Source organism: Clostridium sp. HGF2, assembly GCF_964240115.1.
GTDB classification, from domain to species: domain Bacteria; phylum Bacillota_I; class Bacilli_A; order Erysipelotrichales; family Erysipelotrichaceae; genus Clostridium_AQ; species Clostridium_AQ innocuum.
In genome coordinates this window covers 1-12,050 of sequence record NZ_CAXSSO010000005.1, presented here as the reverse complement: position 1 = coordinate 12,050, position 12,050 = coordinate 1, and the positions used below count along the sequence as shown (strand labels likewise).

Annotated in this window: 14 protein-coding genes; 12 read left to right on the top strand and 2 right to left on the bottom strand. The window is 44.1% G+C overall.

The annotated features are described in order from the left end of the window. Positions 1 to 224 precede the first annotated feature (224 nt). The 4 genes from ACESPQ_RS09895 to ACESPQ_RS09880 all read left to right on the top strand — a co-directional run bounded on the left by ACESPQ_RS09895 (position 225) and on the right by ACESPQ_RS09880 (position 3,022). The gene (locus ACESPQ_RS09895; protein WP_118001698.1) at positions 225 to 989 is read left to right on the top strand and encodes a 6-phosphogluconolactonase; all 765 of its coding nucleotides are present in this window, start codon (positions 225 to 227) and stop codon (positions 987 to 989) included. 67 nt (positions 990 to 1,056) lie between these two features. Beyond that, complete coding sequence (locus ACESPQ_RS09890) at positions 1,057 to 1,803, top strand: 6-phosphogluconolactonase (RefSeq protein WP_373144310.1); 747 nt, start codon at positions 1,057 to 1,059, stop codon at positions 1,801 to 1,803. Continuing rightward, the gene (locus ACESPQ_RS09885) at positions 1,803 to 2,273 is read left to right on the top strand and encodes a hypothetical protein (protein WP_373144309.1); all 471 of its coding nucleotides are present in this window, start codon (positions 1,803 to 1,805) and stop codon (positions 2,271 to 2,273) included. Before ACESPQ_RS09890 ends, ACESPQ_RS09885 begins: the two co-directional genes overlap by 1 nt. After that, on the top strand, positions 2,270 to 3,022 hold the full coding sequence (locus ACESPQ_RS09880) for a 6-phosphogluconolactonase (protein WP_373144308.1): 753 nt from the start codon (positions 2,270 to 2,272) through the stop codon (positions 3,020 to 3,022). Before ACESPQ_RS09885 ends, ACESPQ_RS09880 begins: the two co-directional genes overlap by 4 nt. A 361-nt stretch (positions 3,023 to 3,383) precedes the next feature. Here ACESPQ_RS09880 and ACESPQ_RS09875 read toward each other — a convergent pair whose 3' ends face one another. Together ACESPQ_RS09875 and ACESPQ_RS09870 are read right to left on the bottom strand one after the other, a co-directional pair. Further along, positions 3,384 to 4,049, bottom strand: coding sequence for an HAD family hydrolase (locus tag ACESPQ_RS09875; protein WP_257334145.1), 666 nt, complete (start codon positions 4,047 to 4,049; stop codon positions 3,384 to 3,386). Between the two features lie 38 nt (positions 4,050 to 4,087). Next, positions 4,088 to 5,572, bottom strand: a complete 1,485-nt coding sequence (locus tag ACESPQ_RS09870; protein ID WP_373144307.1) for a glucosaminidase domain-containing protein — start codon at positions 5,570 to 5,572, stop codon at positions 4,088 to 4,090. Positions 5,573 to 5,652: 80 nt separating this feature from the next. On the opposite strand from ACESPQ_RS09870, the gene ACESPQ_RS09865 reads away from it, so the two are divergent. From ACESPQ_RS09865 to ACESPQ_RS09830, 8 genes are all read left to right on the top strand, one after another. Further along, positions 5,653 to 6,966: an Mbeg1-like protein gene (locus ACESPQ_RS09865; protein ID WP_227761271.1), complete on the top strand. Its 1,314-nt coding sequence runs from the start codon at positions 5,653 to 5,655 to the stop codon at positions 6,964 to 6,966. A 67-nt stretch (positions 6,967 to 7,033) separates the two neighbouring features. After that, a complete protein-coding gene (locus tag ACESPQ_RS09860) occupies positions 7,034 to 7,588 on the top strand; it encodes a PadR family transcriptional regulator (RefSeq protein ID WP_002606460.1) in 555 nt (184 codons plus the stop codon). Between the two features lie 124 nt (positions 7,589 to 7,712). Beyond that, entirely contained in the window at positions 7,713 to 8,009 is a 297-nt protein-coding gene (locus ACESPQ_RS09855; protein WP_002606459.1) for a hypothetical protein, read from the top strand. Positions 8,010 to 8,442: 433 nt separating this feature from the next. Beyond that, a complete protein-coding gene (locus tag ACESPQ_RS09850; protein ID WP_002606458.1) occupies positions 8,443 to 8,883 on the top strand; it encodes a PTS sugar transporter subunit IIA in 441 nt (146 codons plus the stop codon). 18 nt (positions 8,884 to 8,901) lie between these two features. Then, positions 8,902 to 9,177 (top strand): PTS sugar transporter subunit IIB, encoded by a 276-nt coding sequence (locus ACESPQ_RS09845; protein ID WP_002606457.1) that lies wholly within the window; start codon positions 8,902 to 8,904, stop codon positions 9,175 to 9,177. Between the two features lie 48 nt (positions 9,178 to 9,225). Continuing rightward, positions 9,226 to 10,515, top strand: a complete 1,290-nt coding sequence (locus ACESPQ_RS09840) for a PTS ascorbate transporter subunit IIC (protein ID WP_002606456.1) — start codon at positions 9,226 to 9,228, stop codon at positions 10,513 to 10,515. Positions 10,516 to 10,574: 59 nt separating this feature from the next. Continuing rightward, on the top strand, positions 10,575 to 11,336 hold the full coding sequence (locus ACESPQ_RS09835) for an HpcH/HpaI aldolase family protein (protein WP_002606455.1): 762 nt from the start codon (positions 10,575 to 10,577) through the stop codon (positions 11,334 to 11,336). Positions 11,337 to 11,340: 4 nt separating this feature from the next. Continuing rightward, on the top strand, positions 11,341 to 11,955 hold the full coding sequence (locus tag ACESPQ_RS09830; RefSeq protein WP_002606454.1) for a KpsF/GutQ family sugar-phosphate isomerase: 615 nt from the start codon (positions 11,341 to 11,343) through the stop codon (positions 11,953 to 11,955). Positions 11,956 to 12,050: the final 95 nt, after the last annotated feature.

The following is a 12,050-nucleotide window of genomic DNA, read 5'->3' as shown; positions in this document are numbered from 1 at the left end:
ATGCGTCTTTAGACCTGTCCTCATGAAGTAAAAGGTATCAGGTTCTGCTGTTAGTATTGAGCTATGCTGCTAATATATGAATTTCAATCAAGAGAACATGAAAAAAGAAAGCCGGCAACTGCCAGAATGATGGGAATAAGTGTTCAAAGTGTCGACACTTCCCTGCCCTGTCATCAGAGTATTTATAATGAAGATAAAGATATGAAGGAAAGGAGGAAATAAGCATGCGATTTGTTATAACAAAGGATTATGATGAGCTGAGTCAGGTGATTTCATCCACCATGCTGAAGCATATGCACACAGACCGGCCTCGCGTCAATATTTGCGTGACAACCGGCACGACGCCCGTACAGGCATATCAAATACTGGCTCCCCTGGTGAAAGACAAGCCGTATTTTGAACATGTCCATTATTATGTGGTGGATGAGTTCTGGTATGCAAAGGAGCCGGGAACTCAGGATGTGGATATTCCCGTAAATAAAATGAGCATGGATTTAAAATTCTTTCAGGCAGCCAATATCCCGGAAGAGAGAATTCATACTCTGCGGGATGAAACCGTGGACAGCTTTGATGCGGCGATACAACAGACCGGCGGCATGGATATGGTCCTTATGGGAATCGGTACGGATGGTCATTTCTGCGGGAACCATCCGGGTACCTTTACAAACTGGAATCAGGGCTGCCACAGTATTGACCGCTACTGTACGCCGCAGGTGAATCAGCTGCTGGAATTTCTGTTGAAGGATGACATTCACAGTGATGATGTGTCGAGAATCCCTGATCATTACCTCACGATGGGGCCGAAGACGATTATGGATGCAAAAAATATTGTCATGATTTTCTCAGGGAAAGGAAAGGCTGAGACGGTACGCAGGGCATTCTTCGGTCCGGTCACTATGGATTTTCCGGTATCTGTTTTCCAGCTTCATCCACATGTAAGCGTGCTTTTGGACGAAGCAGCGGCATCTGAAATAAGGGAGCTTTTGTAAACGGGATGCTGATTCCCCAGTATCAGCGGAAAGGAAAAGGCAGTTTCAATAAACTGCCGGTGAATGTATGAGATTTATAATTACAAAGGATCATGAAGAAGTAAGTAATGTTATGGCACAGCTAATGCTGAAGCATATGCATAGCGACAAGGAGCGTGTCAATATTTCTATCACAACGGGCAAAACGCCAGTCCGCGGATATCAAATCCTGGCTGAACAGACGAAGGGGAAGGCATATTTCAACAATGTGCATTACTACATTTTTGATGAATTCTGGTATAAGGATGATCCAAAAGGTATCTGCCGTGCCAGCCTGGACTACAAATACTTTGATCTTGCGGATGTAGAGGAGAGTCATATTCACAATCTGGATGAGAGTAACGCGGACACCTTTGATGAGGATATACAGCAGGTTGACGGTTTGGATTTGATAATTATGGGAGTTGGAAGCAATGGCCATTTTTGTGGAAATCAGCCGGGAACCTTTGATAACTGGAATACGGGTACCCATCGTATTGACAGACATGCGACACCGCTTGTAGAAGAACTGCTGCTGCAGCTGTTGAAGGAGGATTTACATAGCGACGATACAGCACGCATTCCGGATCATTATATTTCCATGGGGCCGAAAACTGTCATGGCTGCGAAAAGTATTGTCTTCCTGATGAGTGGAGAACAAAAGGCAGAGGCAGTGAAACGAGCGTTTTTCGGACCTATCAGTGAAGATTTTCCGGTATCCATTTTTCAGCTGCATCCGGATGTGACAGTCGTTCTGGATGAAGCTGCCGCAGGCAGAATCAAAGAGCTGCTGTAATGCTGCGTGTACACCGCTTTGAACAGGACTGTCAATATATCGAGGATACCAAGCATCATAAGCTTTATCACATTCCCGCAGAGCAGTGCGGTATATTTCAGGTATTGCATAGGGCTTTGTTTGCCGGTACTGCGCTTTGCGGTGCTGCGCTGGGACTTTCGATACCGCTTTGGCTGGCTGTCTCAGCAGGCTGTATGCTGGCAGTACTGCTAAAGCTATATGAACATCGTGTTTTTCTGCCACGGCTTTCCTGTGTGAAACGACTGCCGAAGCAGATGGATATATCGCGCAGACAACATCATAAGCTGCTTATTATCAGCGGATTTCTCATTGTCTTCCCACTGCTTATCTTACGGAATCAGACATATCAGAATCCTGTTGTAGTTACACTGGCGCTTACTGTGACAGGTATATCCGCATTTCAGTTCATACGGCAGCTGCGAATATCACGGAAAAGGAGAATGCTATGAAATTTATTGTTACCAGAGATTATGAGGAACTGAGTCAGGTTATGGCTCAGCTGATGCTGAAGCACATGCATACTGAAAAAGAACGTACCAATATCGCTATCACAACCGGAAGCACCTGTATACAGGGATATCGACTGCTTGCCAAACAGGTGCATGGCCGGCCGTGGTTTGATCCGGTGCATTACTATATCTTTGATGAATTCTGGTTTCAGGATGAACGTCATGAGAAAGAAATATCCGTTTGTCAAATTAGTCTGAATGAAAAATATTTCCACGCCGCAGAGGTTGCGCCGGATCATATTCACGATTTGAATATGGAAAATTATAAAACCTTTGATAAGGATATACAGAAGCAGGGAGGCTTAGATCTTGTGATTATGGGAATCGGGAAGAATGGCCACTTCTGTGGAAATCAACCGGGTACCTTTGACAGCTGGAACGCAGGAACACGGCTTGTGCGAACAGATGAAACACCATATCTGAGAGAGTATTCCCGTAAGCTGCTGCATCATGACTTCCACAGTGAGGATACATCCCGGATACCGGAGTATTATATTACGATGGGGCCAAAAACAATTATGTCCGCAAAAAATATTATATTTCTGCTAAGCGGAAAGGAAAAAGCCGAAACAGCAAAGAAAGCATTCATAGATCCTGTCACAATGGAATTTCCGGTATCTATCTTTCAGCTGCATCCGCATGTCACTGTTATTCTTGATGAGGCAGCGGCGGCACTGCTGCCTCTGTAAACGTTGTGTGCACAGGCGATAATATGGCATACGCCTCTTTGCCTGTTTCAAACTGGAAAAAAGCTCAAGATTATCCTAACGAAAGGAAACAGCTTGAGCCTTTTTCTGTATGACGGTGTGAAATTATAAAGTAACGACGATTGCTTTGAAAAGTGCGATATGCAATGTCGGGTATATCATGACATAAAAAAAGTGTTAGTGTTATCGATCTGGGGGAAGATATACTGACTTACCTATATGGGTGGGGGAAGAAAGAGTAAGCCAGCTGATAACACTAACATAGTTAATATAACCTATTTTATATGTAAAATCAACTTTTTTTTAACATTTGTCAAAATTTACCTATTTATATTGGAAATATTTACTTTAAAAAGAAAGAGGTATCAAAATTGCGAAAATCATGGATGACTGCATAAACACCTGCAATTTTCTCATATGCAGCTTTTCGCTCCGGCGTGGTAATCGCAATCAGTCTGCCCGGCTGACAGCGATATGCAAAATCAAGACCGGATAGAGAATCTTCAATAATCATACAGTCCTCCAGCTTTACTCCGATTGCCTGAGCACCTTCATGAAACATGGATATCTTATCGACATGGGTGCCGTCGTCATAAATGATCTTATCAATATCAAACCAGCGGTCAAGGTGAAAGGAAGAAATAAAGAAATCAATATTATCCTTAATGGATGCTGAACAGATGGTCATCGGTATCTGCAGCTCTTTCAAATAGTCCAGTACATCCTCCAGACCGTCCACTAAATGAAACATCTTCGGATCATTGATACAGCACTCGCGATACAGCGCTTCCTTTGCTTTGGACAGCTTTTCACTCTCCTCATCACGCATGTCGCCGAGCAGCAGCTCGATGATTTTTTTGTTTGTCTTCCCATGGGTATGATCCAGCTCATAATCTGAAATCGGACATCCGCGATATTTCTGAGAAAATACATCCCATGCTTTCTTATGCTTTTCAGAATCAAAAAACATCGTTCCGTTAAAATCAAATAACAGTCCTTTTTTATTCATAGCTTCTCCTTTCAGAAAGGCTTCCGCCTTTTCTCTCTTTATTGTAGTATACGGATTTGGTTCGTCAAGTCCTCCTGTATAAATCCATAGGCGTTTTTCAATCCATAGGTGCTGCTGTTTTTCTGTAGCGTTCCGTTATGGACAGGACCATCGCTGCGCACCTGAAACCATCCATCCTCCTGCTTCAATACAAGGTGAGAGCAAGGAACAGCTCCCGCCCTATACAGTACAGTGTCTTTTTTCTTTGAGGAATATACGGTGACTGGCTGTTCACTGACAAGGTAGGAAATGTCACGGTCCCTTCCCTGCATCACCATATCGAAGGTCTGATAAAAATCCGCAGCCTTTTCTCCCCAGTAGGGGTCCGAGGCATAGCGTACATTCATGCCGCCTGCCTTATCGCCGAAGAACCCTCCATGATACAGATCGCTCAACGGGTTGAGATAACTGTTTTGCAGGTACTTTTCCGCATGCGCAAGGATGCTTTCCCTTACGCTTTTATAGCCGGAGGCGCTTTGTGAGGGGGAATCATCATACGCTGCATGACCGAACAGATTTTTCTTTTCCCGTGCAATTGCACTTCTTCCAAAATCACTTTCGTTCATTGCCAGTGCAAACATCATGATGGCATTTGTGCTATAACGCTTCTGCGCCTCTATAAACCAGGCGCCGCTGTCATACAGAAGAGACTGCGAGGAGGACGAAAAGCCGAGATAGTTTTCCACATACCAGTTGATATCGTCCGCTGCATAGCGGCTGATGCTGCGATGCGGCAGAAACTGATAGTAATTGTAGAAGGCTTCTTTATTTGCGGCTCTTTCATGACTTCCCTTACGATAATCATCAATCATATCTTCAAAGGTGGAATAATAATAATGACCGTCATAGCTGTAATAGGCGTGATCCTTCAGCCCTGTTTCTCCCATGGACAGCTCACTGGCGTAGCTGGATTCTGCTATATTCGTTGTTATTTTATGCGTTAACAGATGAGATTTTGCAGTATAGTGATTGATGGACGCCACATCATTTTCGTCATAATAATTATGTAAGGTGACTTCATCGACAGCTGCCCAGCCATCCACTCCTGCCTGACGAAACCGTACTTCGCTTCCGTCGTCACTGATATCGACAAAGGCGGCATCATTTCCATAGCAACCGTTTGTATAGCCTGTTTCCTCTGTTTTTGCCATACGGTAGGAGGTGTTGAGCGTACAGTCCTTTCTTTGAAATTGTACGACACCATAACCGATCGCAATCAGCTTATGATCATAGCGGATACCTGCATTTTGTTTTTCCGCTCGTTTTGTCTGCGTCAGCATTTCTTCCTTTGCCTGCGCCAGAGAATGGTATTGTGCATACTCCTGCTCAACACCTTCTTTCAGGATTACAACCGTATAGGTCCTTCTGGCAGAGAAAACCCATGAGATAACCAGAACCGTCAGGGCAATCAGAAGTCCGCTGGCAAGTATGGGAATATAGCGGTTGATTTTCTTTCTCTTGCGTTTTCGAACGTTTTTTTTCATGCCTTCCTCCATTTTCTACAGTGTATCGTAATTCTTAAAAAAAGGAAAGAACTCTTGTAATTCTTAAGAAAAGTTTTATAATGATGAAAAAAGTGAGGGTGATGACGATGCTATGTGAAAAAACATTTTATGAGCTTTCTCTTCTTTCCTATTTTGATACCTATGCGGTGAACATACCGGTTTCGGATATGATTCGGCATATACAGGAGGATGAGCAGCTGATGCAGGATTACGGTCAGTATCCAGATTTCCAAAACAACATGAAGCTTGTCCGTCAGATCAACCCGGACGAATATGCACATATGACAGTAAAGGAATGGTATAACGATAACGCAGACAGCGGTGTTGTGTATTATACATTTGAGATGGAGGATGCTTTGATATTTGCTTTCCGCGGAAGTGAAAAGCTGGATGATGTACATCACAAAACCGGATGGCAGGACTGGAAGGACAACTTCCGTATGTTTTTGAAGGACCCCACCTGGCAACAGATTCTTACACTGCACCAGATACAGAAAACAGATATACAAAAACCCTTTTATATGTGCGGACATTCCAAGGGCGGCAATCTGTCGCTGTATGTTGCCTTGACAATGAAAAAAGAGCTGCAGGATTACCTGGTAAAGGTGGTAAGCTTCAATGCTCCGGGGATCACAAAGCCGATTCTTTCCCTGTATGAACAGCGTGCCAAGGATCCGGAATTTCTGGAAAAGCTGCTGATTTTTGAGAATGAGAACGACTGCGTTTCGGCGTTTTTTGAAAATTTAAAAGAACCGGTTTATGTGCGTTCCTGTTATCCATGCACAAACATGGAGGAGTTGTATCACAACCACAATTTGTATGCGATGGATTTTCGGGACAATGCCTATGTTATGGCGGAGAAGAAAACGGTTATGCCGAAGTTCTTCTATCATTTCATCAATGATTTCTTTATGAATCTGAAGGAGGAACGGGTGCAGCGGGTTGTCGCCAAAATGGACGAGTATTTTGACAGCGGCTGTTCCATGGAAGAGCTGTATAAGCTGATGCTTGTGGATGTATCTCGGTATGTATCGCTGTTTGAGGATATTCCGGAGGAGGAAATGGCGACCATCACCCTGCAGGATTTGATCGACCGCCGTAAGACTAAGCTGATTATGGATAAGGTCAAGGAGCTGCAGCCAAACAAGACGCTTCAGAAAATGGCGGATACGGTTAGAATTTCTTCTCCAGTCGCAAAGCTGAATGAGATTGATATGAAGGAAATAACACAGGGTCTCATTGATAATTATGAACTTATGGTAAAAGAGAAAACAAAGGAATTTCAAGCAATGATTACGGAAAACAATGAGAAAATCATGCATGCAATCCGATCAATACGAAATCGCGAAGGTGATTCCCAAGAAAGAATATAGTTGCAAAGTTGCCATTCCTATAGTATTCTAATAGTAGAATACTGCAAATATAGAAAGAAGGGTACCTATGCCGCTGAAACATGCAATTCTGGGTCTGTTGAACTATGCGGAAATGACGGGTTATGATATTGACCGTTATTTTAAGTCAAGCATTGCCTTTTTCTGGCATGCGCAGACGTCGCAGATCTATAAGGAGCTGAACACCTGTACAAAGCATAACTGGGTGGACAGTGAGATTGTATATCAGAGTGATAAGCCGAATAAAAAGGTGTTTCATATTACTGATGAGGGAAGACTGGAGCTTAACCGCTGGCTGGCGGATGCGGATCTTGAAGATATCATGAAGTACAAGAATCCGCTGCTGATTAAAATATTCTTTTCCAGCAATATCGATATTGACAAGACGATGCGCCTACTGGAGAAATACATACGGGAGTGTTCTGATATCATTGATAAAATGAATGAAGATCTGAATAAGATTCCGGAATTCGAAGCACAGATTCACAAGGATAATGAATCCTTTTACTGGGGAATGACAATGACCTATGGATTTATGTACTATCAAAATGAAATCAAATGGGCCAACTGGTGTATTGATAAGCTGAAAGAAAAAATAGGATGAAACCATATTCATACAGGCTGTAAAGGTAGCTTAAAATTTCACGGAAGCCTGTGATTATCTATAGAAACATGATATAATGAGGGCGAATAATTATCATATCCTAGAACAGAAGGGAGAAACATCTATGGAAAAACTGACAATGCAGGATTATCTTAACTGTTTACAGGCAAAGAAGCAGGAAGCACATGACAAGCAGTGGCTGTACATCGAAGTGAATGCGAAGGATCTGCTGGAAGAGTGCGAGCCGGGCATAAGAAATCAAAATGTATGCTGTAAGGCTATGCTTGATGCTATGCTGGAGGGTGACGGCTTTATCGTAGAGCCAAAAAACAAAAGCAAATGCGCAGCGAGTCTGACAATCCGCTATTATGTGGATAATCTGAGTCCTGAGCGGAGAAAATATGCAGAAGTAAATCAGTAATCAAATAGAAAAAGGATGTAACATATCAATATGCTGCATCCTTTTTGTATGTCTGTATATTTTTGTCGAAGAATTCTGTTTCCCGGGAAATGTCTTCCTTCAGTTTGATGACAGTGGTCCCAGCACTGACAACAGCAGCCAGCTTCAACCGCATTCATCACATTTTTTGTATGGATAGAGATAACGCTGCAGCACGTTATTTACCGGCTTTTTATAACTTCAGTACAGAGTCTGTGTGTTCGCAAAACAAAAATAAGACTTTACAAATATATGGTTAAATGCTTTGAAAAGCCTATAAATAAAGGGCTTTCAAGAGTTCATATCCTGTCATTATCCAAAACAAAAGTTGAACTTAAATTGGATTGAAATGTTTTTGAATCTCTTTTATTATCTAGGTGTAAAGCAAACGAGGAAGCGTGAAGGAGGTGACACGATGCTGAAAGATCTGACAGATGAAAAGCTGATCCGGCTGAACATTGAAGCTGCTGACTGGGAAGAAGCAATTCGCAAATCTGCGCAGCCGCTGATAGACGAACACAAGGTCAAGCCGTCCTATGTGGATGACATGATTACAGGGGTTAAAGAAAACGGTCCTTATATTGTTCTTACCAAGCATGTTGCACTTCCACACGCCAGACCGGAGTCCGGAGCACTGGAAAGTGCCATTGGTATCGCAACCTTAAAGACACCGGTTGTCTTCGGAAATGAAGCAAACGATCCTGTGAAATATCTGTTCTGTTTAAGTGCAAAGGATAACATGGAACATCTGAATGCACTGGCTGAGCTGGCGGGAATGTTTGAGGATGCTCAATTTTACAGGCTCCTGGAACAGGCAGAGAGCGCAAAGGAAATCATGGAATACATCAGTAAATAGAAAAAGGAGGAAACTGATATGTACAAAGCTTTAGTATGTTGCCGTGCAGGCATGGGATCCAGTATGCTGTTGAAAATCAAGGCGGATCAGGTCATCAGCGAAAACGGCTATCCGATCCAGACAGAGCATGGAAATCTGGATTCACTGAATGGATTTAGCGGGGATCTTGTTATCACGATGGATGATCTGGCAGATGAATTAAAGGACAAGGTTCCTTATGCACTGGGGATTCGCAATATCATGGACAAGGTGGAAATGAAATCCAAAATGGAAGAGTTTCTTGCCACAAAATAGGGATGAACAAGGGAATGTATAAAAAATAACTAAAGGAGAGAAAAACATATGTTAGATGCGATTTTAGCGCAATCACGAAATACCGCATTGATTATGGGGCTGATTGCGATGATTGGTCTGCTGCTGCAGAAAAAGCACGCAACGGATGTGATCAGCGGTACGATGAAAACAGTTATCGGATTTATGGTCTTCAACATTGGATCTTCAGCAATGTCAGGTGTTGTACAGACATTTACAGATTTGTTCAATGTAGCATTTGGAATCGAAGGAGTTACCACGCAGGTAGAGGTCGCAACAGGTCTTGCATTGAATACCTATGGTACGGAAGTGGCTTTGGTTATGCTACTGGGCTTCGTTGTCAATCTGATCGTTGCCAAATTTACAAGATTTAAGGCAATCTTCCTTACCGGACAGCACTTTCTGTACTTTGCATGTGTTATCGCACTGATCTTTATTGCAAATGGTCTGCCGATGCCGCTTACGGTAATCGCCGGTGGTATCCTGCTTGGATTCTGCGGAGCAGCACTGCCATCCTTCTGTCAGCCGTTTATGAATAAAATCACGGGTGCCGATAACCTGGCAATGGGTCACTTTAACTGTATCGGTTACGCATTCTCCGGATATGTAGGGAAATTATTCGGTAAAATGGGAAAAAGCACAGAAGAGAAGAAGGATGCCAGCACTGTTAATATGCCAAAATTCTTTGAATTGTTCCGTGACTTCATCTTCTCGGTAGCACTGTTCATGGTTGTATTGTTCTACGTGGCTGTCATCGCCTGTGTGGTAAACGGTCATATGGACATCGTGCTTGAAAAAGCAGGAAATGATATCTGGTTTATCTATCCGTTCCTGCAGGGTCTGCAGTTTGCGGCCGGTATGAGTGTCCTGATTTATGGTGTGCGTCAGTTTATTGCAGAAATCACCGCAGCATTCGTTGCAATTTCTGAGAAATATATTCCAAACTCCAAACCGGCAGTTGACTGTCCGGCAATCTTCCCATTCGCGCCGACAGCTGTATTGATCGGCTTTGTGGGAGCATTCGTAGGCGGTCTTGCGGCAATGGCAATCATGATTGCATGCAACAGCAGTGTCATTATGATTCCGGCAGCCGGTATCTGCTTCTTCTCCGGTGGTACCTGCGGTATCTTCGGAAATGCCTATGGCGGATGGAAGGGCGCACTGGTTGGTTCCTTCATCGTTGGTATGGCATTAACCGGTCTGCCGCTGATTCTGTATCCTGCATTCGCAGGTCTGGGAATTTCCGGAGCATCCTTCCCGAATGTCGATTACAATATTATCGGAGCATTCCTGAACTGGATTCTGGGAATCTTCGCCTGATTCACGAATAGGGCAGGGATGGAAGTCCTTGTCCTTCTTTTTGAAAAGAGGTAGGTCCTATGGAACTGAAAGAGCTGATCAAACAGCAGAAAGCAAAGGGTGTCCTTGTGAAAGCACTGGCGCATCCTTCTCTGGTCATCATGGCACAGGATTGCGGAATGGACTTTATTCTGTATGATTGCGAGCATGGTGTTCTGTCCTATGAACAGCTGCATGATCTTATGGTGCTTGGCAATATGCGAAAGCTTTCATCGATCGTCAGAGTTGCACAGCTGGCCAGATCCGATGTATCCAGAATCCTGGATTGCGGTGCCTGCGGTGTGATGGTGCCGATGATTGAAACAGCTGAACAGGCGGAGCAGCTTGTACAGTGGAGCAAATATCCGCCGTTGGGAAAACGAAGCTATTCCGGGGGAGCCAATACGCACTATGCCCCTGGGGGAAATCATGCACTGCATATGAAGCAGCTGAATGAGAAAACGATGAGTATTGTACAGATAGAAACACGGCAGGGTGTGGAAAACATCGATGCTATCCTGAATGTGAAGGGAATTGACGGTGTGCTAATCGGTCCCTGTGATTTGGCGATATCACTGGGCTGGCCGGATGATCTCATGCGTGAGGAAGAGCTCAATATGATTCAAAAGGTCGCTGATGCCTGCTTGAAACGTGATTTGGGCTTTGGAATTATCGGCGGCATAGCGATGCAGGAATATTTTAAAAAGGAAAGCAGTCTGCTTGTTTCCGCTATTGATACAGCACTGATGCGGGAAGGCTTAAAACAGGCAGTGAGAGAATATGAGCAACTGGAAAGGAAGTAACTATATGGCAGTAGAAAAAGAACAGATACGGGAGTTTCTGGATATCGAATCCAGTGAATTGAAGAATTTCATAGACAGCATTGACGCAGAGGCGCTGATTGCGGCCAGAGAACTGATTCTGCAGGCGGAACAAAATCATAACCGTGTGCATGTGACAGGAATCGGTAAGCCGGGACATGTGGCCGGGTATGCAGCATCGCTGTTATCCTCCACAGGAACACCAACCTATGAGCTGCATGGAACGGAAGCCGTACATGGCAGTGCGGGACAGGTGCTGAGCGGAGATGTCGTAATTGCCATTTCCAACAGCGGAGAGACGACCGAGCTGAAGGCAACCGTGGAGACACTGAAAAGCAATGGTGCCAAGCTGATTGCATTAACCGGAAAAGCTGATTCCTGGCTGGCAAAGCAGGGGGACGTCACGCTGATTGCCGGTGTCAATCAGGAGGGGGATGCTATGAACAAGCCGCCAAGAGCCTCTATACTGGCAGAGATGGTCATGCTGCAGAGCCTGAGCATCTTATTACAGAACGCAAAGAATCTGACACCGCAGCAGTATGTGAAATGGCATCCGGGCGGCAGTCTGGGCGCAAGTATCAAAGAAAGCGGGGACAGATAAATGAAGCTGGAAGGAATCATAACACCAATCGTAACACCGTTTCATCGTGATGAGGAACAGAGTATCAACTATGAAGCGACAAAGCAGCTGATCGA